The 25,843-nt window shown below is 71.3% G+C and carries 29 protein-coding genes; 13 read left to right on the forward strand and 16 right to left on the reverse strand.

Annotated features, from left to right (window positions below):
* Positions 1-87 precede the first annotated feature (87 nt).
* The 5 genes from Q0Z83_RS25270 to Q0Z83_RS25290 form a co-directional block, all read right to left on the reverse strand.
* On the reverse strand, positions 88-2,205 hold the full coding sequence (locus Q0Z83_RS25270; protein WP_317796471.1) for a transglycosylase domain-containing protein: 2,118 nt from the start codon (positions 2,203-2,205) through the stop codon (positions 88-90).
* A gap of 128 nt (positions 2,206-2,333) precedes the next feature.
* On the reverse strand, positions 2,334-3,389 hold the full coding sequence (locus tag Q0Z83_RS25275) for a D-alanyl-D-alanine carboxypeptidase family protein (protein WP_317796472.1): 1,056 nt from the start codon (positions 3,387-3,389) through the stop codon (positions 2,334-2,336).
* 101 nt (positions 3,390-3,490) lie between these two features.
* Positions 3,491-4,738: a sensor domain-containing phosphodiesterase gene (locus Q0Z83_RS25280; RefSeq protein ID WP_317796473.1), complete on the reverse strand. Its 1,248-nt coding sequence runs from the start codon at positions 4,736-4,738 to the stop codon at positions 3,491-3,493.
* 35 nt (positions 4,739-4,773) lie between these two features.
* A complete protein-coding gene (locus tag Q0Z83_RS25285) occupies positions 4,774-5,745 on the reverse strand; it encodes an Acg family FMN-binding oxidoreductase (RefSeq protein WP_317796474.1) in 972 nt (323 codons plus the stop codon).
* Positions 5,746-5,843: 98 nt separating this feature from the next.
* Positions 5,844-7,601, reverse strand: a complete 1,758-nt coding sequence (locus tag Q0Z83_RS25290) for a S8 family serine peptidase (protein ID WP_317796475.1) — start codon at positions 7,599-7,601, stop codon at positions 5,844-5,846.
* 326 nt (positions 7,602-7,927) lie between these two features.
* Here Q0Z83_RS25290 and Q0Z83_RS25295 point away from each other — a divergent pair, with 326 nt between their 5' ends.
* Together Q0Z83_RS25295 and Q0Z83_RS25300 are read left to right on the forward strand one after the other, a co-directional pair.
* Positions 7,928-8,422, forward strand: a complete 495-nt coding sequence (locus Q0Z83_RS25295) for a MarR family winged helix-turn-helix transcriptional regulator (protein ID WP_317796476.1) — start codon at positions 7,928-7,930, stop codon at positions 8,420-8,422.
* 75 nt (positions 8,423-8,497) lie between these two features.
* Positions 8,498-8,923, forward strand: a complete 426-nt coding sequence (locus tag Q0Z83_RS25300; protein WP_317796477.1) for a DUF6010 family protein — start codon at positions 8,498-8,500, stop codon at positions 8,921-8,923.
* Here Q0Z83_RS25300 and Q0Z83_RS25305 read toward each other — a convergent pair.
* From Q0Z83_RS25305 to Q0Z83_RS25315, 3 genes are all read right to left on the reverse strand, one after another.
* Complete coding sequence (locus Q0Z83_RS25305) at positions 8,884-9,969, reverse strand: sensor histidine kinase (RefSeq protein ID WP_317796478.1); 1,086 nt, start codon at positions 9,967-9,969, stop codon at positions 8,884-8,886. The genes Q0Z83_RS25300 and Q0Z83_RS25305 overlap by 40 nt on opposite strands.
* The gene (locus tag Q0Z83_RS25310) at positions 9,966-10,628 is read right to left on the reverse strand and encodes a response regulator transcription factor (protein WP_317796479.1); all 663 of its coding nucleotides are present in this window, start codon (positions 10,626-10,628) and stop codon (positions 9,966-9,968) included. The genes Q0Z83_RS25305 and Q0Z83_RS25310 overlap by 4 nt, the downstream gene beginning before the upstream one ends.
* 100 nt (positions 10,629-10,728) lie before the next feature.
* Positions 10,729-12,321, reverse strand: coding sequence for a lysyl oxidase family protein (locus Q0Z83_RS25315; protein ID WP_317796480.1), 1,593 nt, complete (start codon positions 12,319-12,321; stop codon positions 10,729-10,731).
* Between the two features lie 224 nt (positions 12,322-12,545).
* On the opposite strand from Q0Z83_RS25315, the gene Q0Z83_RS25320 reads away from it, so the two are divergent.
* Positions 12,546-12,782, forward strand: a complete 237-nt coding sequence (locus Q0Z83_RS25320) for a hypothetical protein (protein ID WP_317796481.1) — start codon at positions 12,546-12,548, stop codon at positions 12,780-12,782.
* Positions 12,783-12,784: 2 nt separating this feature from the next.
* Here Q0Z83_RS25320 and Q0Z83_RS25325 read toward each other — a convergent pair whose 3' ends face one another.
* Both Q0Z83_RS25325 and Q0Z83_RS25330 read right to left on the reverse strand, forming a co-directional pair.
* Positions 12,785-13,426: a response regulator gene (locus Q0Z83_RS25325; protein ID WP_317796482.1), complete on the reverse strand. Its 642-nt coding sequence runs from the start codon at positions 13,424-13,426 to the stop codon at positions 12,785-12,787.
* A complete protein-coding gene (locus Q0Z83_RS25330) occupies positions 13,423-14,535 on the reverse strand; it encodes a sensor histidine kinase (protein ID WP_317796483.1) in 1,113 nt (370 codons plus the stop codon). The genes Q0Z83_RS25325 and Q0Z83_RS25330 overlap by 4 nt, the downstream gene beginning before the upstream one ends.
* A 133-nt stretch (positions 14,536-14,668) precedes the next feature.
* Here Q0Z83_RS25330 and Q0Z83_RS25335 point away from each other — a divergent pair, with 133 nt between their 5' ends.
* On the forward strand, positions 14,669-15,340 hold the full coding sequence (locus tag Q0Z83_RS25335; protein ID WP_317796484.1) for a DUF2306 domain-containing protein: 672 nt from the start codon (positions 14,669-14,671) through the stop codon (positions 15,338-15,340).
* On the opposite strand, the gene Q0Z83_RS25340 is transcribed toward Q0Z83_RS25335, so the two are convergent.
* From Q0Z83_RS25340 to Q0Z83_RS25355, 4 genes are read right to left on the reverse strand one after another with little or no spacing between them, the layout of a single operon-like run.
* Positions 15,337-15,696, reverse strand: coding sequence for a hypothetical protein (locus Q0Z83_RS25340; protein WP_317796485.1), 360 nt, complete (start codon positions 15,694-15,696; stop codon positions 15,337-15,339). The two genes, Q0Z83_RS25335 and Q0Z83_RS25340, sit on opposite strands and share 4 nt — an antisense overlap.
* A 48-nt stretch (positions 15,697-15,744) precedes the next feature.
* Positions 15,745-16,254 (reverse strand): hypothetical protein, encoded by a 510-nt coding sequence (locus Q0Z83_RS25345; protein WP_317796486.1) that lies wholly within the window; start codon positions 16,252-16,254, stop codon positions 15,745-15,747.
* Positions 16,255-16,301: 47 nt separating this feature from the next.
* A complete protein-coding gene (locus Q0Z83_RS25350; RefSeq protein ID WP_317796487.1) occupies positions 16,302-16,736 on the reverse strand; it encodes a hypothetical protein in 435 nt (144 codons plus the stop codon).
* 10 nt (positions 16,737-16,746) lie between these two features.
* Complete coding sequence (locus Q0Z83_RS25355) at positions 16,747-17,139, reverse strand: hypothetical protein (protein WP_317796488.1); 393 nt, start codon at positions 17,137-17,139, stop codon at positions 16,747-16,749.
* A gap of 80 nt (positions 17,140-17,219) precedes the next feature.
* On the opposite strand from Q0Z83_RS25355, the gene Q0Z83_RS25360 reads away from it, so the two are divergent.
* The 7 genes from Q0Z83_RS25360 (at position 17,220) to Q0Z83_RS25390 (ending at position 21,673) form a co-directional block, all read left to right on the forward strand.
* Complete coding sequence (locus Q0Z83_RS25360; protein WP_317796489.1) at positions 17,220-18,008, forward strand: leucine-rich repeat domain-containing protein; 789 nt, start codon at positions 17,220-17,222, stop codon at positions 18,006-18,008.
* Positions 18,009-18,157: 149 nt separating this feature from the next.
* The gene (locus Q0Z83_RS25365; protein WP_317796490.1) at positions 18,158-18,313 is read left to right on the forward strand and encodes a hypothetical protein; all 156 of its coding nucleotides are present in this window, start codon (positions 18,158-18,160) and stop codon (positions 18,311-18,313) included.
* Positions 18,314-18,316: 3 nt separating this feature from the next.
* Positions 18,317-19,093: a hypothetical protein gene (locus Q0Z83_RS25370; protein ID WP_317796491.1), complete on the forward strand. Its 777-nt coding sequence runs from the start codon at positions 18,317-18,319 to the stop codon at positions 19,091-19,093.
* A gap of 10 nt (positions 19,094-19,103) precedes the next feature.
* On the forward strand, positions 19,104-19,745 hold the full coding sequence (locus Q0Z83_RS25375; protein WP_317796492.1) for a DUF402 domain-containing protein: 642 nt from the start codon (positions 19,104-19,106) through the stop codon (positions 19,743-19,745).
* A 106-nt stretch (positions 19,746-19,851) separates the two neighbouring features.
* Positions 19,852-21,069, forward strand: a complete 1,218-nt coding sequence (locus Q0Z83_RS25380; protein ID WP_317796493.1) for an inorganic phosphate transporter — start codon at positions 19,852-19,854, stop codon at positions 21,067-21,069.
* A 12-nt stretch (positions 21,070-21,081) separates the two neighbouring features.
* Entirely contained in the window at positions 21,082-21,363 is a 282-nt protein-coding gene (locus tag Q0Z83_RS25385) for a hypothetical protein (protein ID WP_317796494.1), read from the forward strand.
* A gap of 4 nt (positions 21,364-21,367) precedes the next feature.
* On the forward strand, positions 21,368-21,673 hold the full coding sequence (locus Q0Z83_RS25390) for a DUF3349 domain-containing protein (protein ID WP_317796495.1): 306 nt from the start codon (positions 21,368-21,370) through the stop codon (positions 21,671-21,673).
* 3 nt (positions 21,674-21,676) lie between these two features.
* Here the strand turns inward: Q0Z83_RS25390 and Q0Z83_RS25395 are convergent, their stop codons facing one another.
* Entirely contained in the window at positions 21,677-22,579 is a 903-nt protein-coding gene (locus tag Q0Z83_RS25395; RefSeq protein ID WP_317796496.1) for a nitroreductase family protein, read from the reverse strand.
* 148 nt (positions 22,580-22,727) lie between these two features.
* On the opposite strand from Q0Z83_RS25395, the gene Q0Z83_RS25400 reads away from it, so the two are divergent.
* Positions 22,728-24,200 (forward strand): MFS transporter, encoded by a 1,473-nt coding sequence (locus tag Q0Z83_RS25400; RefSeq protein ID WP_317796498.1) that lies wholly within the window; start codon positions 22,728-22,730, stop codon positions 24,198-24,200.
* 68 nt (positions 24,201-24,268) lie between these two features.
* Positions 24,269-24,529 (forward strand): hypothetical protein, encoded by a 261-nt coding sequence (locus tag Q0Z83_RS25405; RefSeq protein WP_317796499.1) that lies wholly within the window; start codon positions 24,269-24,271, stop codon positions 24,527-24,529.
* Here Q0Z83_RS25405 and Q0Z83_RS25410 read toward each other — a convergent pair.
* Entirely contained in the window at positions 24,524-25,822 is a 1,299-nt protein-coding gene (locus Q0Z83_RS25410; protein ID WP_317796500.1) for an aspartate aminotransferase family protein, read from the reverse strand. The two genes, Q0Z83_RS25405 and Q0Z83_RS25410, sit on opposite strands and share 6 nt — an antisense overlap.
* Positions 25,823-25,843 lie beyond the last annotated feature (21 nt).

Here is a 25,843-nt window from a genome sequence, read left to right on the forward strand (position 1 = left end):
TTGTGTCCACAACGCACAGACGATCATGCGGTGGCCGTCCTTGTTCCCGCAGGATCCGAGGTCACCTCACGAACGGCGGCTGCCGTACTAGGGGGTGGGGAACTCCTCCTCCGGCCGATCCTTCATGTAATCGGCGAGAGTCTCGTAGACGGCCGGGTTCACGATGCCGTGTGACATCCGGTCGGTGTGCGCGGCCCAGTCGGGGTTGGCCAGGTATCCAGCGACGACCAGGTCGCGGGTGCCGACGACCAGGGCGGCCGTCTTGTCGCTGTCGGTGGTGCCGGTCTTGCCGAACACCGGGTGTCCGACCACGCTGCGGACCTGCGGAGCGGTCGATCCGCCGCAACTGCCGAGCTGGGCGCGGTCGCCGACCGGGCAGCGAGCCGCGTCGAGGGCCTTGCGGGCGACGTCCTTGGTGGTGGCGCGGGTGCACGTCGACTTCCCGGTGTCGATCTTGGTGCCGTCGGCGGTGGTGATCTGCTGGATCGGGGTGGGCGCGCAGTACATGCCGTCGGCGGCCAGGGTGGCGTAGGCGTTCGCGATGTCCAGCGGCGTGGACGCCGAGACACCGAGGCTGAAGGCGCCCCACTCGTGCGCCTGAGCCGGGTCATTCGCCCGGGTCGCGTCGTCGGCCGACCGGAACTGCACACCGAACCGCTTGGCCACGGCCACCACGTTCTCCGCGCCGGCCCGCTCCTGCAGCGGAATGAAGTAGGTGTTCACCGACCGCCCGAACCCGGTCCACATGTTGAAGTTCCCGGCCTCGCTCGCCGACGCGTTGCTCGGGCAGTAGTAGCCGTCGCATCCGGCCGGTGCGGCCGAGTCGAGGTAGCGGGACTTGTAGCGCTGCGGCGAGTAGATGGTGGTGTCCAGGCCCATGCCCTTCTCCAGGGCGGCGACCATGGTGAACATCTTGAACACCGAGCCGGCCTGGTAACCGGGGACGCCGGTGCTGCCGGTGATGATCGGGTTCGTGGTGTTCGGGTAGGTGCCGCGGATCCCCTCGCGGGCCTGATCCGGGTTCGACGACAGTTTGTTCTGCGGGTGCTCGGCGTCGTCGATCTTGAACTTGCGGTTCGCGGCGAGCGCCCGGACCTCGCCGGTGCCGGGCTCGACGGCGGCCAGCATCAACGCGTTCTGGCTGGTGTCGGCGATGTGCTCGGTGACCCGCTTACGCGCCGCGGACTGCGCCTCGAGGTCGAGGGTGGTGACGATCCGGTATCCACCGCTCTTCAGGAGGCGCTCCCGGTCGTACGTCGTCTCGCCGAACGCCGACTGCTCGAGCCACCACCGGTAGAAGTAGTCGCAGAAGAAGCCCCAGTGGTTCTTGGCGACCGACACGCAGCCCCGGCTGGGCCGCTTCGCGGTGCGCGCCACCTTCTCCTTCTTCGCCTCCGCACCCTGGGCGGCGGTGATCTGCCCGAGGTCGACCATGTTGTCGATGATGTAGTCGCGACGGGCCACCGCCTGCGGGTAGCCGGTCTCGGTGGTCGGGTCGAACGCGGTCGGCGCCTTCACCATGCCGGCCAGCAGCGCGGCCTCGCCGATCGACAGGTCGGCCGGCTTCTTGCCGTAGTAGACCTGGCTCGCCGCGTTCACCCCGTAGGCGCCGTTGCCGAACGGAGCCATGTTCAGATAGCGCTCCAGAATCTGCTGCTTGGACAGCTCTTTCTCGACCTGGATCGCATACTTCATCTCGTTCAGTTTCCGCTCGGCGGTGTCCTTGGTGGCGTTCACCACCTCCTGCGGATCAGTGGTCGAATAGGCGAGAGCCATCCGCACGTATTGCATGGTCAGGGTGGAGGCGCCCTGCTTGCCGCCGCCCTGGTTGTTGTTCACGAATGCGCGGGCCACACCTTTCAGGTCGACCCCGTTGTGCTCGTAGAACTTGTGGTCCTCGGCGGCGACGATCGCGCCCTGGATGTTCTCGGACATCTGTGACAGCGGCACGTCGCTGCGGAACTCGTCGTACATCAGCGCGATCTGGGTCTTGCCGTCCGACGCATACACCCGGGAGACCTGCGGCGACGACTGCTCGACCAGCGCCGGGGGCAGCTCACCCAACTCCTCCGCACCGGCCTTGGCCGCCAGCCCGGACATCGCGACCGCCGGGAAGGACGCCGCGGCGACCACGAGACCGGCTATCAGGCCGCAGGTGGTCAGGATTGCCACGCTGCGGACGACACGACGTTCAGGAACAGGCATTCCGGTATTCACTCCACTCAGGCTAACGAGCAGGAACGGCAACGTTCAGGGTTAGGGAAATCCGTCACATGCGGTATCCCGGAACGGAGTTGCGCAAACCTGTAGGCAGGCTGAGAAACGGCTATGAATCATCCGCCGGTGATGCTCCAGTGCCACGCCTCCGACGGGAGGTTCACGAAGCCGTATTCGGCGGCGTGGGCGGTCATCCACTCGAACGCCTTGCTCTTGCGGGTCAGCGTCCTGCCGCCGGAGGTGACGTCCACGGCCAGGCCGATCTCGTGCAGCGAGCGGCCCGGGATCGCGGTCGGCACCCGGCACGACGAGGCGGGGGCGGTCCAGACGTCCGGGCAGCCGTTGATCGTACGCAGCTCGATCTGCCGCTCCTTGGTACGGAAACCGCCGCCGGACAGCGCGATGCCGTCGGCCTTCGCGTCGTCGATCAGGCGCTTGAAGGCGTACGCGATGTTCTTGTGCACCGTCGTGCCGTACACGCTGGTGGTGTCGGCGACGGTGAAGACCGGCCGGACCTCGTCGACGACGCTGCGGCTGATCGTGGCCGCCTGGGCGGCATAACCGGCCGCCGTGCCGGCCGTGGCGATCCGGTTCTGGGTCTGCTCGACGGCCGCCGAGGTCTGGCCGACCGAGGCCAGCGAGTTGACCACCGCCGAGGTGGTGACCCCGGCGATCTTCTTCGCCGAGCGCAGCTCGGCGGCGGCCTGGTGCAGGCGGGTCCGGCGGGCGTCGCGCACGGTCGTGGCCGCGGTCACCGCCCGCTTGGCCCGGGCGATGGCGGCGTTGTTGCGGGGCTTCTGCTTCGACTGCCGGGCCAGCGCGTTCTTCGCGTCGGTGAGCGCACGCTCGGCCGACTTGAGCTTCTCGAACACCGCGGCGTGCCCGGCGGCCACGGTGGCCAGCTTCTTCTGCGCGCCGACACTCGCCTTCTGGGCCTTGGTCGCGTCGGCGCTGCGCTTCTTCAGGTCGGCCTGCTGTTTGACGAGCGTGGCCCGCAGGTTCGCCATCGTCGCGTCAGCGGTCAGGCTCCGGTACATCAGACTCGCGTAGTTCTTCGCGACGCCGGGCACCGCGGCCTGCGCCGCTCCCGGCGCGGCGGCCACGGGCGCGAGGCTCCCGAGGGTCAGGGCCGCAGCGGCGATGAGACGGATTCCACGGTTGCGCTTCTTCACCGGGCGTACGCTCCTCAAGCTCAGTCGTCAGTGCGGTTCCGACTGTGCGCAGCGGGAGGTGCGATTACGGCCCGGTCGAAGTGCGGATCGGTTGCACGGCTCTATCCGGCGGTGAGTCGCCCCACCAGGGAGTGCGCGGCCGCCGTGGCCAGCCCCCGGTCGTAGGTGACCACGAACTCGAACTGCCGGTCCGGGTCCGCGCCGGTGTCGCCCAGGTCGAAGGCCATCAGGGCGGCCGACGTGTGCGCGCCGAGCACCACCACGGTCCACTCCCGGGCGAGCGGATCGTCCGGTTTCAGCGCGGCGCCGCGGACTCCGGGCGCCGGGGCGGGCGGCATGCCGACTCCGAGCGCGGCGACGAACGGCAGTCGCGCGGCCAGCTCGGTGAACCGTCGGGACGTCGACGGCCGGAAGAACCTGAAGTCCTCGAACGCGGCCAGCACGACCGGCGGCACGCTCGCCTCCAGCGCCATCAGCTCCAGCGTCTTGGACACCGGCACGAGCAGGTGCTTGGGCGCGTGCCGGATCCGGCGACCGGCGCCGATCAGCTGGTACGGGGTGGCCGCCAGCGCCGCGCCGATCGGCCGGGCCGCGAACCGTCCGGGCAGGGACACCGACGGCGGGAAGACCCGGTCGCCGCGCCCCCACAACCAGCCCTGCCCCAGGGTGGCGCCGAGCACCTGGGCCCGGATCAGGTCGTCCGGGGTCTCGATGCCCTCGGCGACCACCTCCGCCCCGGCCTGCTCGGCGTAGGCGCGGACCGCCCCGGCCACCGCCACGGTCGCCGGGTCCTTGACCGTACGCAGCAGTTTCAGGTCGAGTTTGACCACCTCGGGCCGCAGCAGCGGGATGAAGGCCAACGACTCCGGGTGCACACCCACGTCGTCCAGGGCGATGGCGCACCCGGCCGCCCGCAGCTGCTCGGCCCCGGCGAGCACTCCGGCCAGGTCCGCGGCCAGCGCCCGCTCGGTGATCTCCACGACCACCTGCACGTGCGCGGGCCGGGTGGCGAGCACCTCCAGGACGACGTCGCGCCGCCGGGTCAGCGTGTCCGGCTCCAGGTTGACGAAGAGCGTCATCGGCCGGCCGTGGGAGAGTCGCTCGGCGTCGGCGAGCGAGGCCCGCAGCGACGCCCGTTCCAGGTCGGCGAGCCGTCCGGTGGCCCGGGCGGTGTCCAGCAGCTCGACCGGCGACTGCCAGCCGGAGTCGGCGGGCGCCCGCAGCAGCGCCTCGAAGGCCGGCACCACGCCGCTGTCCACGTCGACGAACGGTTGATAGACGCAGTGCAACAGCCCGTCGCGGAGGAGTGCGTCGAGACTGATGCGGTGGACGGTGCTCGTGGAACTCACCAACCACCTATCGGCACCCGGACCGCACCGCTGAGTCAGTCGTCGATCACGTCACCCAGCGGTCGGCGCGGGGTGGACACCGTCGGGCGGCCGTATCCGGCGCGCAGCACCATCTGCGCCCACACGCCGGAACCGGTGTCGCTGAGCTGTTCCCGGATCGCCGGGATCTCGACCGGCTGGCTGATCGGGGTGGTCGCCAGGTTGTGCCAGGTCGCGGTGAGCAGCACGCGCTGCAGCGCCTGCCCGGCCCGGAGCCAGGCCGGATGGTCGTCGCCCGCGGTGGCCAGGACCATGATCACCGGGTACGGCTCGAACGCCTCGGCAGGCCGGGCCGGGCTGGGTTGCAGCAGCCCGAAGTCGCGGATCGGCATCGTCTCCAGTGCGTCCCACGGCCCGACGGCGGTCTGCGGGACCCCGTCCCGGTGCGGTAGCCGATGGGTCGTCCAGCGGGCCAGTTCCGCCCGGTATCCGCCGGTGGCGCGCAGCCGCCGGTCGGCGACCTGGGAGAGGGCGATGATCGCGTTGCGACTGACCGGGTCGGCCACGGTCAGGGTGGCCTGCTCGACGGCGGCCGCGGCGGTCATGCTCTCCACGATGTCGGCCGGGATGACCGCCCGGGCGAACGGCTGCCGGTTGGTGTGCCGGTGCTCGATCGCGGCGGCCAGGCGGAGCACGTCGCCGGGAGCCGGGACGGTGTCGCCGACGGTCACCCGGGCGACCAGGTCGGGCTGGTCCGGGTCGGGGAAGTAGGCGGGTGCGGGCAGCCGGCCCTCGGCCCGTAGTCGCAGGCGCAGGTTGAACACGGCCGCCCCGACACTGATCATCAGCTCCCGGCCGCCGGGGTCCAGCACGTCGAGGCGCCGGCCCGGATCGGCGAGGACGTCGACGACGCCGGCACCGATCCGGAACCGCCAGGGCTGGCTGTTGTGCAGGGACGGGGCGAGGGTGGCCGCCCGTACGCACTCCTCCAGGAGGAGCCGCTGCTGCACGCTGTCATCGACGATCATCACGGCCTCCCGGGGCTGGCGTTGCTCTCGACGACTCCGAGTGTTCGCCGGATGCACCCTCCGGCGAGAGGGCCGTTGGACCCGCCCGGAGGGGCCGCTCAGACGCAGGGGGTGGTGCCGTTCCAGTTCTCCACCGTGGCGTACGCCCACAGGGTCCCCTCATCGGGCAGGGTGACGACCCGGTTCGCGGTCTCGGCGCACTCCCGGTCCTTCTCCACGGTGGACCAGCCGCCCAGGGTCAGTTTGAAGTTCACCGTGGTTCCCGGCGTGACCCCGGCCAACTGGATCCGCCAGGCCGGGGTACCGGTCCCGTCCCACGAGGTGCGCCGGTAGCGCATGGCCTTGACCGCACCCGGATCCCAGTCGGGCCGTCCGGTGCCGAGAACCGACAGGTCACCGGCCAGATGGACCGGGCCCGGAGTGTCCGCGGGGACGGTCAGGTCGACGATCGCCGCCGATCCGGCGCAGACCCGGCACTCGCTGCCGGAGATCATCCGGGCCACGTCGATCAGGCCACCGCCGATCGGGTACGGGCTGTTGTACCACCCTCCACCGAGTGGCAGCCGGTGCGCCCCGGCCGCCAGGCTCTCACTCACCTGGGCCGGGGTGAGGCCGGGGCGGCGGGACAGCAGCAGGGCGACCGCCCCGGAGACGTGCGCGGCGGCCTGGCTGGTGCCGCGCATGACGGCGTACGTGTCACCGGCCGGCTCCCGGGCTCCGGCGTCGACGGTCGACAGCACCCGGTGCGCGGGATCGTTGTTGCGCCAGTAACCCCACCCGCCGGGCGCGGCCACCTCGACCGTGTCGCCGTAGTTGGAGTACGACGCCAGGTACCCGTCGTCCCCGGTGGCGCCGACCGTGATGACGCCGTCGCAGTTGGCCGGGTGGTAGGCGGCGGCGTCGGCGGCGGAGTTCCCGGCCGACACGACCACGCTCGCGCCGCGGGACATCGCCTTGTCGACGGCCGCCTGCAGGGTCGGACCACACGGCCCGTACCCGCCCAGGCTCATGTTGATCACCCGGGCCGGAGTGGTGTTGATCGGCGCACCGGGGACCGGCGCACCGGAGGCCCAGACGATGGCGTCGGCGATGTCGGAGTCCAGGCCGCCACAGGTGCCCAGGACCCGTACCGGCTGGATCCGGGCCTTGGGCGCGATCCCGGCGACGCCGATGCCGTTGTCCCGGACCGCGGCGATGATGCCCGCGATGTGGGTGCCGTGCCAGCTGCTCGGCGAGAACGCGGTGGCCCCGCAGTCGCCCTCGTCGTTCCAGTCGCCGGGGTCACCGGCGTCGCCGTCGCGGCCGTCACCGTCGGCGGTGTTCGCGGCGTCGGCGATGAAGTCGTAGCCGGCCACCAGGTTGGGCGTGAGGTCGGCGTGCGGGCGGATGCCGGTGTCGAGCACGGCCACCGTCACACCGCTGCCGTCGGCACCGGTGTCCCATGCCTCGTCGACGCGGAAGGCGCTGTCGGTCTGGCCGTACACCTGCCAGAGCGGCCACTGCTCGCCGTAGCGCGGGTCGTCCGGGGTGGAGGTGCGGGCGACCGGGAGGTCCGGTTCGACCGAGGCGACGCCGGGCGCGGCGGCCAACTCGGCCATGAACGCGCGGGCGCCGGCGGCGTCCAGAGGTTCATCGGCCCGGACCGTCTCGCCGCCGGTGGCGAGGGTGCGCACGCCGGACACCGCGGCGGCCGCCCCCGGCTCGGGTGTGACGATGAACGAACTGTAGAGCCGGCCGTCCTGCAGGCCGTCGGCGGCGACCGGCGCCGCGGACACCGGACCGGTCGGCACCGCCATCGGAACGAACCCGCACATCGCCGCGGTGAGCAGCGCGATCGTGCGTCGACGCCGTCCCATCTCGATCCTCCTCGGAAAGATCTTGCTCCTATTGCAAGAACAATCAGGCTCTTACCCGAAGGAGGCTGGCCCGACATCAGCGCCGGGTCAATGGCGCAGAACACGATCAATGCGGCCGGAAACGGTTACAGCCCATTAAATCGGCCTACTGAACTGGTGTTATGAAATGAATGAAAACATCTCGATGGAATTCAGGAGCCGCGAAACACGGCGGCAAACTGTCCCGAACATCACTGCAAGAAGTTGCGTAAAAGGTTTAGCCAGGCGTCGGTGTATCAGGGCGAGGGCACCGCCCGGCATGATGATCCCGGCACAGGAGGGGCGCGATGGGCGAGCAGGCAGAGATCACGACGGCTGGGGACGCGGCGAACCACGAGCTGGTCCTCGCGTTCGGCCGATTGCAGGGGGCGGCGAACCGGCTCGAATACATTCTCGGCCGGGCGCTCGAGGAGGAGTGCGGCATCAGCCACCTGATGTTCGAGGTTCTGCTCATCCTCGGCCGGGCCGGCGACGCCGGCTTGTCGATGCGGTCGATCGCCCAGGAGCAGGTGTTGACCACCGGCGGCGCCACCCGCCTGGTCGACCGGATGGAGGCGGCCGGCCTGGTGGAACGCGCGGCCGACCCGGCCGACCGGCGCGGCACGTTGGTCCGGCTGACGCCGGAGGGCGAGACCACGGTGGTACGGGCGGCGCAGGTGCACGTGACGAACATCCGCCGTTACTTCGTCGAGCCGCTCCCGGCCGACCACCGCACCCGTTTCGCCGAGGACCTGCGCCTGCTCAGCCACTCGGCCCGCGACGCTCTCCCCCGCCTCCGATAGCGATGGCCAGAACCCGTTGAGGTGCGGCTCGACGGCCACTGTCCGGTGCCGGTGGACCGTACTTGGATCGTCGGTATGTCTGTTCTTGTTCCGCTGCTCATCGGGGTCGTCTACGTCCTGCTGAGCTCGCTGATCCCGGAGCCGCACCGACGGCCGTTCAACGCGATCATGGTGGCCGGAGCCGGCGCCGCCTATCTCAGCGGCGGCGGCCTCGGCGTGGGCGAGGTGCTGTTCACCTCGGTCATGGCGCTCGTGGCCTACCGCGGGCTGACGTCCTGGCGGTTCATCGGCCTCGGCTGGCTGCTGCACACCGCCTGGGACGTCGTGCACCACCTGCGCGGCGAGCCGATCCTGCCGTTCGACCACGGCTCGTCGTTCGGCTGCGCGATCTGCGACCCGGTGATCGCGCTGTGGTGCCTGGCCGGGGGGCCGTCGTTCGGCACGATGACCGGGTGGCTGCGTCAGTCGGTGTGGATCGGCAGGCGCATCCGGACCCGGTAGCCGCCCTCCTCGGTCGGGCCCGATTCCAGGGTGCCGCAGAGCAGGTCGGCCCGCTCCTGGAGGCCGATCAGGCCCTGGTGGGCGCCGGGCAGCGGGAGCGACGGGCGCGACGGCGGGCCGTTCGTCACGGTCACCCCGACGAACTTGCCGTCGTGCCACAGCTCCACCGTCGCGGCGGCGCCGGGAGCATGCTTGCGGACGTTGGTGAGCGCCTCCTGGACCGTACGATAAATGGCCCTCTGTCGTGGGGTGCCGACGGCGAGGCTGAGGTCTCCGGTCAGGTCGACGTCGATGCCGCTGTTGCCGATCAGGGTGCACAGGTCGGCCAGGGTCGGCTGCGGGGTCAGCTGGGTGACGTCGTCGCCCGACGCCCGCAGCAGAGTGACCATGGTGCGCAGCTCGTCGAGGGTGCCGACACTCAGCGACCGGATGGTGCGGGCCGCCTGCCGGGTGTCGTCGTCACCGGCCGACACCTGCAGCGCCCCGGCCTGTACGGCGATCAGGCTCACCTGATGCGACACCACGTCGTGCATCTCCCGGGCCAACTGGGCGCGCTCCTGAGCCAGGATGGCCTGCGCGTGCAGCACCCGCTCGTGCTCCTTGACCTCCTCTATCTCCTCCAGCCGGCGGGACAGGTCGTGGCGGGTCTGCACCAGCTGACCCAGCAGCACCGGCAGGACCACGGTGGCCAGGGCGTAGACGAAGTAGATGACACTGTCGCCGATCGGGTCGCCGTCCGGTTCCAGCGGTGACGGCGAGGCCGACGCGATGGCGGCCAGCACCACACAGACCGACAGCAGCACCCGGTTGCGGGAGCGCTCAGCCAGCGTGTAGAGGGCCACGCACGGTGCGACCAGGGCGGCCTCCAGCAGCGTGGCGGGCAGGGTGAGCAGCACGACCGCGAGCGGGAACCGCCGCCGGAACGCCAGGGCGGCACACGCCACCACCGCCGAGCCGATCGCCACCGGGTGATCGCTCCACAGGTCCACCCAAATGTCGGCGGCGGCCGCCGCGATCAGGACGATCTCGATCAGGCGAACCTTCATCGCCCGGTGTCCAGCAGCCCGGCCCGCTGGGCGAGCAGCGCCGCCTGGACCCGGCCGGAGACCCGCAGCTTGGTGAGCAGCGCGCTGACGTGGTCTTTGACCGTGCCGGTACCCAGATGCAGGCGGACCCCGATCTCGGCGTTGGACAGGCCCTCGGCCAGCAGCACGAGCACGTCGCGTTCCCGGTCGGTGAGCCGTTCGACGCGGGTGTCGGCCCGGTCGGCGCCGGCCTCGTCGGTCCGGGGCAGGCTGCGCAGCAGGGTCCGGGACGCCTTCGGCGACATCACCACCCCGCCCATCGCCAGGGTGCGCACCAGTTGGGCCAGGTGCTCCGGCTCGGTGTCCTTGAGCAGGAAGCCGGCCGCGCCCAGATGCAGGGCCTTGAGCACGTACTCGTCGGCGTCGAACGTGGTCAGCATCGCCACCACGGGCGGTTCGGGCAGCTCACGGACCCGGCTGAGGACGGTCAGCCCGTCCACGTCGGGCATCCGGATGTCGACCAGGACCACCTCGGGCTGGTGCTCCCGGATCGCCTCGAACGCGCCCGCACCACTCGTCGCCGCGACGACCTCGATGTCCGGCGCCGCGTTCAGGATCAGCCGGAAACCCGACCTGACCAGCGCCTCGTCGTCGACGACCACCACCCGGATCACGTGCACCGCCGCTCTGCCCCGTTGAGAATGCCGGTAGCACCCTAGAGCGTTCCCGCCGGCCGGCCACTCCGCCGACCGGCGGGAACGCCCCCGCCACCGGGCTGGATCAGCCGGCGATCCCGTACACCTTCGGAACCAGGAGGGTCCGCTGTGCGGCCGTACCGCCCAGAATGATCCGGCGAAGTGCCGTGTTGTTGGCGGTGCTCAGCTCGCCCAGCCGCTTCGCCGGGTTGGCGACGACCTGGATGTAGTAGGTGCCGTTGGGCAGATTCGTCACGTCGAACGACTGGCCCGGACGGTCCTGGCTGTAGGTGTCGCCGTTGCCGATGTCGAGGACCTCACGGACCGCGACGACGGTGTTGGCGCCGCACGAGGTGGACAGGTCGGTGTTGTCCGGCCGCCACTTCGCGCTCTTGATGGTGTAGTCGACGGCGTCGGTGTTGGCGAGGCAGAACGCCTCCTTGCCACTGCGCACCGCGAACCTCTTGTCCGCCTTCAGCAGGTTGTACTGCGCGAAGTCGGTGAAGTGCCAGTGCATGTGGCCCTCCCGCGCGTCCCACTGCATGGTGCCGGCGGGCCGCGAGCCGACCTGCTTGCCCTTGGCGTCGAAGTAGTACTGGTAGGCGTCCATCACCTCGGTACCGGTCCGCCGGAACCCGTCCACCACCAGGGGCGACGTGCCGGCGTTCCAGACCGTGGCGCCGAAGTTGACGTAGGTCCGGTTGTTCTCCCGGGACATCGAGATGCCCCATGCCGGCAGCGACCGCAGGTCCGGCTTGGGGCCGGCCTTCGGGGTCGCCTTCAGCGTGGCCGGACGGCTGGCGGCCGCCCGGAACTCGGGCCGGAACGCCGACACCTGCCGGCTCGCGTCGCCCTCGGCGGTGTGCCGGTCGTGACCGGCGGCCGTGGTGGCCAGCGCCAGGGCCGGCTCCTCCCGGGTGTCCGCCGACCGGGCCGCGGCCAGACCCGACTCGTCGGTCTTGACGTCGACGACGTTGACCGTGATCTTGGCGGTGGCGTTCTTGGCCGGGATACCGAACGCCTTGCGGTACTTCGGGTTCACCGACGCCTCGGCGGTGTACTTCCCGGCGGCCAGCTTGGCCAGCGGCGCCGACGAGGCGGGCTGGTCCGGCACCTGCGCGTTCCACCCGGCCTGGACACCCCAGACCGAGCCGAGCGTGAACGGGTTCTCGCCACCGCACCGGGTCGGGTACGGGTTGGTCGCCGGAGCGTCCCGCCGGGTCCGCGCCGAGCTGTACGAGTTCCCGCAGAAGGACGTCTTGTAGCTGGTGACGACCTTCCCGGACCTGTCCTTGAAGGTGATCGTGGTGAAGTCGGTCAGGCCGGTGAAGTCCTTCACCGTCCCGGCCGGAAGCTTGACCTGGGTGTTCTTCCCGTTCTTACGAACCGTCCGGTACGCCACGATCGGCTTGTCGTAGCCGGTGCGCTTGGCCCGGACCTCGAACGGATCCTTACCCGCGATCACGTGCAGGCCCAGGTCCAGCGAGACGTACACCTCCCCTTCGGCGGCGTACCGCTCCGCTGTCACCGTGCCGGTCGCGGCGACGAAGTTCAGCGCGGGTGGCGTCGCGGCCGCCTCGGCCACGCCGACCCCGCCTCCGGCGAGCACGAGCGCACCCGCCGCTACGCCGACCACCGGCCAGCGTGACCGCCGACGGCGGTTCTGCGCGTCAGTCATCCGTTCCCCCCTCGATGTGGCCGGAGGTGTTCCGGCCCTGTGAGGGGGATCCCACGCGACCGCCTGTGAAGGCCCTGTGAAAAGCACCCTCCGGGGCACGAATCCGGTAGAGAGTCCAGCCGGTCGGCGGGGGTCGCCCCGCCGGGTGACGGGAACGAACGCATCGGCGCATTGACATGCACCGGTACCGCCGGAAGGCTGGCACCGGAGTCTGAGGAGGCTGAGTGGGCGGGTTCATCCTCGGTGTGGCCGTCGCGCTCTTCGTCGGGATGCGGCTGGCCCGCCTGATCGACGGCCGCAAGGGCGCGAAATCCGGCTACAAGAAAGCCAACACCGACCTTCCGGGTGCCCGGAAGAAGTCCTGGGCCGCGTTCTTCGCGCTGTTCCGGTTCGTCGCGCTGCTCGTCGTGATCGCGGCCGCGGTGATCTACGGATTCGTCAAGGCCAACGCGCCGAGCTGAGCTCACCTCTCATAGGCCCACATCGCGACCTCCACCCGGTTGCGTGCCCCGAGCTTCGCCATCAGGCTCGCCACGTGCGTCTTCACCGTGCTCAGGCTGATGTGGAACTCGGCCGCGATCTCGGTGTTCGTCCGCCCCCGGGCGACCGCGCCGAGCACCTCCTCCTCCCGGTCGGTCAGCGGGTCCACCGGCTGCCGCGGCGGCCCGGCCGGCCCCGAACCGGCGAACGCCTTCAGCAGCCGGGTCGTCACGTTCGGCGCGATCAGCGCGTCCCCGACGGCGGCCGCGTGCACCGCCTGGGCCAGCAGCGCCGCGCCGGCATCCTTCAGCAGGAAACCCCGCGCCCCGGCCCGCAGCGCCGCGTAGACGTACTCGTCGAGGTCGAAGGTCGTGATGACGACCACCGCGAGCGGATCGGCGACGCCGGGCCCGGCCAGCCTGCGGGTCGCCTCGATGCCGTCGACGCCGGGCATCCGGATGTCGAACAGACAGACGTCCGGACGCAGCCGCCGGGCCAACTCGACGGCCCGCAACCCGTCCGCGGCCTGGCCGATCACCTCGATGTCGGGCTCCGCGTCGAGGATCATCGTGAGCCCGGTCCGAACGATCTCCTGATCATCGGCGACCACCACCCGCACGGTCATGCCAGGCCCCGCGGCAACTCGGCCGTCACGGTCCAGCCGCGCCCCTCACCCGGACCGGCCTCGCAGACCCCGCCCAGCAGCGCCGCCCGCTCCCGCATCCCGGCCAGCCCGAATCCGCCGGACCTCGGACCGCCGCCGTCGCCGTCGTCGGTCACGCACAGCCGCACCGTCCCCGCCCCGGCCGACACCCGCACCGAGATCCGGGTGGCGTGCCGGGCGTGCCGGCGGGCGTTCGTCACCGACTCCTGCGCCAGCCGGTAGATCGCGGTGCCCACCGCCGGCGGCAGCTCGCCCAGCCCCGCGTCGATCTGCACCTCGACCTCCGGGCCCTCCGGCGACGGACCGGCCAACCCGGCCACATCGGCGACCGCCGGGCTCGGCGCCAGCTCGGCCGGATCACCACCGCGCAGCGCCCGCACCATCGTGCGCATCTCGCCGAGCGCCCGCACCGCCTCCGCCTCGATCACCCGCAACGCGTCGACCGCCCCCTCCGGTGAGGTCCGCGACACGGCGATGCCCGCCTGTGCCCGGATCGCCATCGCCGACACGTGATGGGCCACGGTGTCGTGCAGGTCGCGGGCCAGCCGCTCCCGTTCCAGCAGTTTCGCCTGGTCCAGCTCACGGACCCGGAGCCGCGACCGGTAGCGCATGGCCGCCGCCACCGCGAACACCACGGACATCACCAGATAGCCGGCGATCTGGTCGGTCGCGGTGATCGCCCCGGTGACCGCGGACACCGCGATCTTGGCGAGGATCAGCGTCGCACCGGCCACGATCTCCCGGCCCGAACCCCAGCGCACCAGCGCGTACGCCAGCAACAACACGAACGCGCCGGACACCAGGGCCGGCTGGTGCCCGGTGAACAGCGGAACGATCCAGCTCACACCGAAGACGATCGCGACCGTCGACAACGGCCGCTGCCGCCGCCACAGGAGCGCCGGAACCAGCGCCAGAGTCATCACCACGGTGGCCACCCGAGCCGGAACGTCCGGCCGCAGCAGGCCTTCGGCCAGCACGGCCACCATCAGCACGGCGACCAGCACCCAGTCGCGCCGTTGGCGAGCCGGCGCATCCGGAGGACGAGGCTCGGCAAGCAACGGTCCCAACACGATCCGATCGTACGCAGCGCGCGCCCGCCACGGACTGGCCTGAAGTACGGCCCTTCTCCCCCACTTTCGGCCGGTGCGACAGCGGCCCCGGCACCGATGAGAACGACCCCGTCCGACAGCCAGCATCGACGTCATGAAGTCCTCATCGCACTGGCTCATCCCGGCCGGGCTCCTGGCGCTCACCCTCGTGCCCGCGGTCGCGGGCTCGCTGCGGCTGTCCGAGATGGCCGGCGGCGCCGCGGTGATCCCCGACGGCGAACGGGTCACCCAGTCCCCGGTCGCGCTGGTCGCGCACATCGTCAGCGTCATCGTGTTCGGGGTGCTCGGCGCGTTCCAGTTCGCGCCCGGCGTACGCCGTCGTTTCCGCAGGTGGCACCGCACCGCCGGCCGCATCGTGGCACCGGCCGGTGTGATCGCCGCGGTCAGCGGTCTGTGGCTGACCGTGTTCCTGCCCGCCGCCGCGGCGGACAGCCTCGCCCTCTCCCTGATCCGGGTCGTGGTCGTCGGGTGGATGGTGACGGCGCTGATCCTGGGCGTGGCCGCGGCTCTGCGCCGCGACTTCGGCGCGCACCGGGCGTGGATGATCCGCGGCTACGCCATCGGGATGGGCGCCGGCACCCAGTTCTTCACCCTGACCGCGTGGCAGGTCACGGCCGGCGAGTTCACCCCGGCCGGCCGTACCGCCATGATGGCCGCCGCCTGGTTGATCAACGCCCTGGTGGCCGAATGGCTGATCCGCGGCCGGCCGGCATCGGGGCGCCGGGCGAACCGTCAGAAACTGTCCAGATCGACCGTGGGCTCCTAGCCCAGGACGGCCATCGCATGCACGAGGGTCAGGGCCACCCAGATCCAGACGACCACCGCCGCGACGGCCAGGACGATGATGCGGGACCGCCGGGACTCCGGGGTCTCCGGCGGGAGCGGCAGTCGCCTCGATTGCCCGGTCTGCTCCGCCGGCAGGACGGTCCACAGACCTCCGACGGAGCGGCGAGAATCCGGGCTCGGCGGCGGAGGCGGGGGCTTTGGCGCCTCCGGGAGTGCGGGCTCCTCGGCGGCCGTCCGGCGGCAGACCGCGATGGCGGCGACCGCCGCGAGGCCGGCGACACCCACGGCGGCCAGCGGCAGCCACCGGGGCAGGCGGGAGGCAGATGGTTCGGTCACGGGCCACCGCATCGGCAACCGAACACCAACCTGAAGGAAACCGGAGGGTCAGTAGCCGCGGCAACCAGTCATGGCCCAGCTGCTGAGGTCGATCTCGTCATCCAGGTCGTCGTCCTCGAACTGAACGACGTCATGGCCGAGGCGGGCCCCATCCGACGAGGCCCACTGCCGGTCAGCTCGATCGCACGGGTCGGCCAGCGCGTTGTGGGCGACGGCGGTCACCCAGACACAGACGACCGCGGCGGTGATGGCCAGCAGGATCGCGCGGAAGCGTGGAGAGTCCGGCTCCTCCGACCGAGGCGCCGTCTCCACCGGTTCCGGCTGTCTCGCCTGGTCCGGGTTCGGCTTCTCGGCCGACAGGGCGCCCAGGAAGGCCTCGACGAAGCGCCGGGCATCCGAGGGTGGCGGCGGGGGCGGCGCGACCGGCGGTTCCGGGACGGGCGACGGCCGGCAGCGGACGGCCACGGCGGTCACCGCCGCCACGCCGGCGATACCCACGGCGGTCGCGGCGGCCAGCCGCAGCCACCGGGGCAGGGTGGGCTCGGACGGTTCGGTCACGGGCCACCACATCGGCAACCGAACACCAACCTGAGGGGAACCGGACCTCAAGGCCGGGCCGTGCAGGAGCCGAGGACGATGTCGAGACCGCCGTAGACGTTGCTCGCGACATCAGACGAATAGTCGTCCACCGTTCGATAGGCGTCTACCTTGAGTTCCGCTTCCCGGTGATCCGGGCGGTAGGAGGCGGCGCCGCACACCGATCCGTACGACTCGTTGGTGTGGACCGCCAGCGCCCACACCCCGACGACACCGGCCGCGATCGCCAGCAGGACGGCCCGGAACCACGGCGGGTCGGACCGCTCGGCGGGCGGGCCGGGCGCCGGCGGTGCCGGGGGCGGCGACGGCCGGTCGGGTTCCTCGGCGACGACCGGCTTGCGGCGAAGAGCGACCGCGGCGGCCAGGACCCCGATGACGGCCACCGCGGTCACGGCGGCCGCCGGCAGCAGGCGGGGCCGGGTGGGCTCGGACGGTTCGGTCACCGGACGCCCCTCACCGGCACTCGTCGGGGAGGCTGCTGAGACTGCCCATCGAGCCGCCTCCCACGCTGAAGGACGAGGACGGATAGCGGGATCGGGACGCCCGGGCCTCCGCGCACTCGGCCTCGACCGAGTCGTGGTGGAGGACCGCCAGCCCCCACCCCGCGGCGACACCGACCACGAGCGCCAGGAGGACCACGCGGACACGCGTCCGTCGCACCGGCGGTGCCGACGGCGGGGGCGGCGGCGGGAGCGGCGGGGGTGTCGCCTCGACGACGACGGGGACGGCCGGGGCGGCGGATTTCCGGCGACGGGCCATCACGGTGGCCGCCGCGGCGAGGCCGGCGACGCCCGCGGCGGCCAGCGGAAGCCACCGGGGCAGCACGGACTTGGGTGGTTCGATCACGGGCCACCGCATCGGCAACCGAACGCCAACCTGAAGGAAACCGGGCGGAGTTCCGCGGCGCCCGTCGATACATTGGCGCGATGACGTCGGACGAGGTGCCGCCCCGGGTGTTCGTGAACCAGTTCGCCGATGCCGTCGGGCCCGGCCCGCAGCAACTCGCCCGGGACCATTGCCGGTGTGTCGGCTCGTCGCGGGCCCGGCCGGTGGCGGTGGCCTTCCACGGGGAGCGTCAGGACACCTCGTCGGCCGGGTGGCTGCGGATGCTGGAGCTGATCGACGAGGCGGTGGCCGACGAGCGGGAGGTGTTCCGGCCGCTGGTCGAGATGACCGCCGCGCAGCGCCGCGACCTGATCACCCTGCCGCGCGAGATCGGTCGGCTGACCAGGGTCAAGCACCTCGTGCTGTACGGCAGCAACCTGGTCCGGATCCCGCCGGAGATCGGGCGGATGAGCGCTCTGGAACGGTTCGACCCGTACACGTCGTACCGGCTGCACTGGTTCCCCTACGAGCTGACCAGGTGCACGGCGCTGATCGACAGCACGGTCAGCACCCGGGCGATCTACGGCAACTTCAAGCACCGGCCTCCGTTTCCCGCGCTGCGCGCGGTAACCCGCGGCGATCTCACCGATCTCGACCCCTATCTGCACGGCACCGAGGGGGTACGCACGTGCAGCGTCTGCGACCAGCCGGTCGGCGGCGAGATGCGGCAGGTGTGGATCTCCCGTGGGGCCGGCACGGACGTGTGGCCGTTCCTGGTGAACGCGTGCTCGCAGGCCTGCGTGGACGCGCTGCCCGTACCGGCCCGCAACCATGTGCCCACACCGCACCTGGGCGGCCCCGACGTGGTCCAGCCGGAATCCGGCTGGTGAGGGCCGCGCGGGCCGCGGCTGTTCACGATCCCAGCGTCCGCGGACGGCCCGTTCCAGCCCGCGTGACGATCCGTGGCGCGGATCGTCCGAACGGCTGAAAGGTCAAGAAAAGCTCAAGGCCGGCGGCGATCGTGCCGATGCCAGGCACCATGCCGAAGTTCAAGACGATCGCCTTCCCCGAAGCCAGCATTCTGGACCGCCGGGTCGCCGTCATCCTGCCGCCTCAGCACGTGTGGGCCCGTGTCGTGGACGAGGTGCCGGACCCGGTCGCCGTCGGGCTACCGGAACTGCCCGTGGCCGTTTAGCCGATGGCCGCACGCTTCGTGTGGGCCGCCGGACTGGTCCTCGCCGTCGCAGGCTGCGGCACGGCGCCCGACCCGCCGACGGTCGCGCAGCCCGGCCGGCCGACATCAGTGATTCCCACGTCCGCCCTTCCCACGTCCGCCTCTCCGACCTCAGCCGCACCGTCCCCGTTCCCGTCCACATCCGCTTCGATCTCCCCCTCGACAAGCAGCAAGCCGTCCGCGTCGACCGCACCCACCGGCCGGACCAGCACCGACTGGGAGATCACCGTGTACTACACGGCCGTCGAGCGGTTCCACGACGGCGACCCCACGACCGTCACCGGCTGCCCACGACTGGACTGCTCGGACGGCGACGACGACCTGGGCACCTATCCGGCCGACTTCGTCGACGCGGTCCGCGACGAAGGCACCGGCCGCACCATCTCCGGGGAATACCTCAACTGGTCGTACGACACCGGGTTCTGGCTGGACTCGGCGCCGCGTACCAGTGACGGCGGCACCCTCGTGCCGTTCGTGTCGGCCGCCACCGACCCGGACGTGCTGTCCCGCGGCACCCGATTCACCGTGTCCGGCTGCGGCACCCTGGAGGACGGCTCCGCCGCTCCGCGGAAGGTGTGCGCGGCCCTGCGCGCCGCCGCCTGGAAGATCACCGACGAGTTCACGCCGGGACTCGGCGGACCCAGGCACCTGGACGCCTACATCGGCGAGGAGACCGGCCCCGGTTTCACCGACTCGCAGTGGTACCTCACGCTCACCGGTGCGCGCCTGCTGCTCGGCTAACCTTCGGTTCATGCTCGCACCCGGGGACACCGTCTGGCTCCGCCACCTCCAGCGCCGCCGGATCGGCCTCGTCGTGCCGTTCCAGGCCGTGGCCGACCTGGGCGACGCCGTCCTGCTGTGGGCGCCGGCCGATAACGCGGCCTGGCACTTCACCCTGCCCGACGGGCGCGGCATGGGCGAGGTGCCGCTGCCCGAGTGGTCGGCTTCGGACCGGATCCCGGTGCCGCACACCATCGACCACGGCGTGCTGAGCTGGCATCCCCGCGAGCGCGACTACTCGATCCGCTGGTTCTTCCGGCCCGACGGCACCTTCTTCAGGTGGTACGCGAACCTGGAGGCCCCGCCCGCACTGTGGCGCCACGGCGACCTGACCGGCCTCGACACCACCGACTGGGATCTGGACGTGGTGGTCGAACCGGACCGTGGCTGGCGCTGGAAGGACGAGGAGCTGTTCGCGACCCGGCTGACCATGCCCGAGGCGTACTGGGCCGACGACGAGGACCGGGTCCGCCGCGCCGGCCAGGAGGTGATCGCCCTGGCCGAGGCGGGCAAGTTCCCGTTCGACGGCACCTGGCGTGACTTCCGCCCGGATCCGGCCTGGCCGCCGCTGCCCCGCGAGCTGCCGCCGGGCTGGGACCGGATCCAAACCTGATCGACGATGAGCGATCCGTGAACAGCTGAGTCCACCATCGGCAATACCTGCGGAACGGTCGCTCACGGACGCGACGGGCCGGCCCGGGCGGCGTGACGATGACCTGGTGACCGAGACAACCGTGATTCTGCTGCTGGTGGTGGTCACCGCCCTCGGGTTCGACTTCACCAACGGATTCCACGACACCGCGAACGCCATGGCGACGTCGATCGCCACCGGCGCGCTCCGGCCCAAGGTGGCCGTCCTGCTGTCCGCCCTCCTGAACCTGGTCGGCGCGTTCCTCTCCGTCGAGGTGGCGCTGACCGTGACCAACGCGGTGATCCGCATCCAGAACTCGGACGGCACGCCGAAGTCCGAGCTTCTGGACGGCGGCGGAACCGCGCTGCTGCTGATCGTGCTGGCCGGCGTGATCGGCGGCATCCTGTGGAACCTGCTGACCTGGCTGCTGGGCCTACCGTCGAGCTCGTCGCACGCGCTGTTCGGCGGTCTGGTCGGCGCGGCGATCGCCGGCCTGGGCTGGGCCGGCGTGAACTGGACCGGCGACGGCAGCAAACTCGACGGTGTGGTCGGCAAGGTGGTGATCCCGGCGGTCATGTCGCCGGTGATCGCCGGTGCGGTGGCCGCGGCCGGCACCTGGCTGATCTACCGGATCACCGTCAGCGTGGCGACCCGGTTCACCGAGCAGGGCTTCCGCTGGGGCCAGATCGGCAGCGCCTCCCTGGTGTCGCTCGCGCACGGCACCAACGACGCGCAGAAGACGATGGGTGTGATCACGCTGGCACTGATCGCGGCCGGCGAGTGGACCCGGGCCGGGGAGATCCCCCTGTGGGTGAAGGTCTCCTGCGCGCTGGCGATCGCGCTCGGCACCTATCTGGGCGGCTGGCGGATCATCCGTACCCTCGGAAAGGGTCTTGTCGAGATCGCCCCGCCGCAGGGGATGACGGCCGAATCGGCCGCCGCCGCGGTGATCCTCTCCTCCAGCCATCTCGGGTTCGCGCTGTCCACCACGCATGTCGCCACCGGGTCGATCCTGGGCAGCGGCGTCGGACGGCCGGGCGCGAAGGTGCGGTGGGCGGTCGCCGGACGGATGGTGACCGCCTGGCTGATCACGCTGCCCGCGGCCGCGGTGGTCGGCGCGCTGATGTGGTGGGTGGCCGACCTGATCGGCGGCACGGCCGGTGCGGCGACGATCTTCCTGGTCCTGGTGGCCCTCTCGGCGCTGATGTGGATGCGCTCGCGCCGGGCCCCGATCGATCACAACAACGTCAACGACGACTGGGACGCGCCGGTCCCCGGCCGTGAGCCGGCCGGCGCGGCGAGCTGAGGAGGCTGCGGCATGCACAATCTGACCCTGGCTCTGGACGCCGCCTGGAAGGTGCTTCTCGCCGGCCTGATCCTGGGCGCGGGCCTGCCGGCTCTCTTCGCCGTCGGCATCAGGTCCCTGGCGTACGGCACCGACGGCCCCACCCGCAGGCCGGTCGGCACCGCCGCGGGCTACCTCTGTTTCGCCCTGGTGTTGCTCGGTGTCGCGCTGGGCATCACGTTCATCGTGGCGTCCGGTTTCGGCAAGCAGCTCTCCGTCGACGGCGTGCTTCCGACCATCACCGACAAGGGGTGACGCGGTGAGTGAGGACCGGTCCAACTTCGTCAAGCGCGCGGTCGAGTGGCTGCGGGCCGGTTACCCGGAGGGGGTGCCCCGGCAGGACTACGTGGCGCTGCTCGGCCTGCTGCGCCGCAAGCTGACCGAGGACGAGATCCGTGGCATCGCCCGCAGCCTGGCCGGCCGGCACGATCCGATCACGCCCTCGGACATCGAAGACATGATCAACAGCACGGTGCTGCAGGACGCGAGCCCGGAGGACGTGGTCCGGGTCTCGGCGCACCTGGCGGCGGGCGGCTGGCCACTGGCCGATCCGCCGGCCGACTGACCGTCAGTCGCCCTCCGGCTGGAGGACCTCGTCGAGGGCCCGACGTGGGGAACGGCCGCAGACCCGGCCGTACCCCACGCGCAGCACCATCTGCGGGCAGGCTCCGGCCGATCCGCCGAGCAGCGCCGCCCGTACCGCCGGGACCTCGACCGGCTGGCTGATCGGTGTGGTGGCCAGCCCGAGCAGCGTCGCGGTCAACAAGACCCGCTGCAGGGCCTGACCGGCACGCAGCCAGTCGAGCGGGGTGTCGCCGTCGGTGGCGAGCACCATGATCGTGGTGTGCGGCCCGAACATCGGTGCCGATCCGGCCGCCCAGCCCGGCACCCCGTCGTGTCTGGCCTCCGGTCCGGTCCAGCGGAGGAGTTCACGCCGGTAGTCGTCCTGGGAACGGAGCCGGCGGTCGGCCGAGCGGGCGAGTTCGGCGACGACCGACGGGTCGGAGACGGTGAGCGTGGCGTCCTCCTTGGCGGCGGCGTCCCGCAGCCGGGCGAGGGCGGCGGCGGGCACCGGCACCCGGGCGAACTCGTCCCGGTTGGTGTGCCGGTGCGGGATGGCCGCGGCGAGCGAGGTGGTGAGTTCGTCGGCGGGCGCCGGATGGACGGCGACGGCCCGGGCGGCGAAGTCCGGGTCGGCCGGGTCGGGCAGCAGGTGGACCTCGATCCGGTATCCGGCCCGGCGGAGGGCGAGGCGCAGGTTGAGGATCGCCGCGCCGACGCTGATCAGTTGTTCCCGCCCGGCCGGGTCGGCGGCGGCGAGCCGGCGGGCCGGGTCGGCGCGGACCTCGACGGCCGGCCCGGTGATCCGGAACATCCACGGCTGGCTGTTGTGCAGTGACGGCGCCGCGATGGCGGCCCGCACGCAGTCGGCGAGCACCCGCCGTGACGGTGGGGCGAAGGATCTGGTCATCGCTGCTCCCTTCCCGTTCAGAGTGCGCGCCGGGACGTCCCGGCCGATAGGGACCTGGGGCCCGGATGTGATGTAAGCAACCGTTTACTTCACCGAGAGTAGGCCTATATTAAGTCAGCGATTGTTTACTACTAGCGTCGAGGACGACATGACCCCCACGATCGAAAACCGCGGCCGGGGCGGCGGCCTCCTGGTGCTCTACCTGGCCCTGGGCGGTCTGGCGTTCGCGTGCCTGCAGTCCCTGGTCTCGCCCGCGCTGTCCACCATCGGTCACGAGCTGAACGTGTCGACCAGTGACGTCAGCTGGATCGTCACCGCGTACCTGCTGTCGGCGTCGGTCCTCACGCCGATCCTCGGGCGCCTCGGCGACATGGTCGGCAAGCGCAAGATCCTGATCGTCGTGCTGTCCATCCTGGCCGTCGGCACCGTCGTCTCGGCGCTGGCCACCAACCTGACCGTGCTGATCCTGGGCCGGATCCTGCAGGGCGCCGGCGGCGCGATGATGCCGCTGTCGATCGGCATGGTCCGCGACGAGCTGCCCCGCGAGCGGGTCGCCACCACGGTCGGCATGATCTCGGCGATCTTCGGCGTCGGCGCCGGCATCGGCATCGTGGCGGCCGGCCCGATCGTCGAGCACCTCTCCTGGCACTGGCTGTTCTGGCTGCCGCTGGTCCTGGTCGGGATCGCTCTGATCGGCGCGATCTTCGGAATGAAGGAATCGCCGGTCCGCACCCCCGGCAAGCTCGACGTCCTCGGTGCCACCATCCTGTCGGTGTCACTGGTCGCCCTGCTGCTGGCGATCAGCAAGGGCCAGTCCTGGGGCTGGACCGACCCGGAGACGATCGGCCTGCTCGCCGGCGGTGTCATCGGCCTGGTCGTGTTCGTCATGGTCGAGCTGCGGGTCAAGGAGCCGCTGATCGACATGAAGCTGATGCGCATCCGCGGCGTCTGGGCCACCGACCTGGTCGCGCTGATCCTCGGCTTCGCCATGTTCGGCACCTTCCTGCTGGTGCCGACGCTGCTGCAGCTGCCCGAGGCGACCGGCTACGGGTTCGGCAAGTCGGTCTCCGAAGCGGGCCTGTTCCTGCTGCCCACGGTCGTCATGATGGTGGTCTTCGGCCCGATCGCCGGTCTGCTCAACCGCCGGTTCGGCCCGAAGGTCCCGATGTTCCTGGGCTCGGTGCTGGTGGTGGCGGCGTTCGCGATCCCCGCACTCGGGCACGGCGAGATCTGGCAGGTACTCGCCTCGGGCCTGCTGACCGGCGCCGGTATCGGCTTCGCGTTCGCCGCGATGTCCAACGCGATCATCGAGAGCGTGCCGCCGGCCCAGACCGGTGAGGCGACCAGCGTCAACTCGATCGCCCGGACCATCGGCAGCAGCATCGGCACCGCCGTGGTGGCCGCGGTGATCACCTCGAACACCACCCCGCAGGGCCTGCCGACCGACGCCGCGTTCACCGACGGTTTCTGGGTCTGCACCGGCGTCGCCGTCCTGGCGATCGTCGCGGCACTGCTGCTGCCCGGTGCGCACAAGCGCCACGAGCAGGCCGTCGCCGCGGGTGTCACCGACGTGCCGGACGAGCCCGAGGAGATCCACGTCCTGCACCGCACCAACGCCTGACGGGACCTTCGGCCCTGCCCATCGAGGCCACCTCCGACGAAGCTGTGCATCGACGGAGGTGGTCTCTGGTGTTGGTCACGCTCATCATTGTCGGGATGGTCCTGCTGGTCACGTGCGCCGCACTGTGGCCGGAGCCGGAGGAGTCCGGGTCGACGCCGACCGCGACGGCGGCACCGGAGCCGGAGCCACCGACGACCCTGGAAGGCACGCTCACCAGCCAACTCCTCAGCGGCAAGATCAACAAACGGCAGTACCGAGCCGAACAGGCCCGGCTGGCGGCCCGCGACGCGGAACGACACCCGCTGGCGCTGCCCGACGACCGGCTATGACCCGGTGACCTCGCCGATCGCCTGATCCAGGATCTCCAGGCCGAGATCCAGCTCGCCGGTCGTCGAGGTGAGCGCCGGCGCGATCCGGAACACCCCGCCCATCCCCGGCAGTTGCACCACGTTCATGTGCAGCCCCAGCTCCAGGCAGCGCCGCGTCACCGCCGCGCCGATCTCGTCGGCCTGGCGGCCGCCGTCCTCGACCAGTTCGAGACCGATCAGCAGCCCGCGGCCCCGCACGTCACCGATCACCCGGTGCCGGGTGGCCATCTCCCACAGACCCTTGGTGAGGTACGAGCCGAGCTCCCCCGCCCGCACGTCGAGCCGTTCGGCCGTCAGCACGTCGAGCACGGTGTTGCCGACCGCCGCCACCAACGGGTCCGACGCGTGGGTGGTGAAGAACAGGAAACCCCGCTCGTGGGCGGTCCGCTCGATCTCCGGGCTGGTCACCACGGCGGCCAGGGGCAGTCCGGCGCCGAGCGTCTTGGACAGGGTCAGGATGTCCGGCACGACGCCGTCGCGCTGGAACGCGTACCAGTCCCCGGTCCGGCACAGCCCGGTCTGCGCCTCGTCCAGGATCAGCAGCCCGCCCCGCGCGTGCACCCGGTCCCGCAGTTCGCCGAGATAGCCGGGCGGCAGGTCGATCACCCCGCCGGAGCTGAGGATCGGCTCGACGATGCACGCCGCGAGACTGCCCACCGACTGCGCGTCGAACAGCTCGAACGAGAAGTCCAGCTGCCGCCGCCAGTCGAGCTCCCCGTCGGCGGTGGTGAAGTCCGGCCGGTACGCGTTGGGCGTCGGGATGGCGAAGTTGCCGGGGGCGGCCGGGCCGTACCCCTTGCGCCCGGAACTGTAGGTGGCGCTCGCCGCCGCCTGTGTCATGCCGTGCCACGACCGGGCGAACGAGATGATCTCGTGGTTGCCGGTGACCAGCTTGGCCATCCGGATCGCCGCCTCGTTCGACTCGGCGCCGGTGGTCAGTAGCAGCACCTTGCTGAGCGGGTCGGGCAGCGACTCGGACAGGCGCCGGGCCAGGTCGACGACCGGGCGGCTGAGCATGCCGCTGAACAGATGGTCGAGGGTGGCCGCCTGCCGCTGGACCGTCTCGACGACGGCCGGGTGCGAGTGCCCGAGGATCGCGCTCATCTGCCCGGACGTGAAGTCGAGGATTCGGCGACCGTCGGCCGTCCACACGAAACCACCCTCGGCCCGCTCGATGATCTCCGGCGTGAAGCTGCTCGCGCCGATGTAGCGGACCAGGTGACGCTCGGCGTCGGACCAGAAGGTTTCAGACATACCCCGACGCTAGAAACCGCC

Origin of the sequence: Actinoplanes sichuanensis, from assembly GCF_033097365.1 — a bacterium.
GTDB classification, from domain to species: Bacteria; Actinomycetota; Actinomycetes; order Mycobacteriales; family Micromonosporaceae; genus Actinoplanes; species Actinoplanes sichuanensis.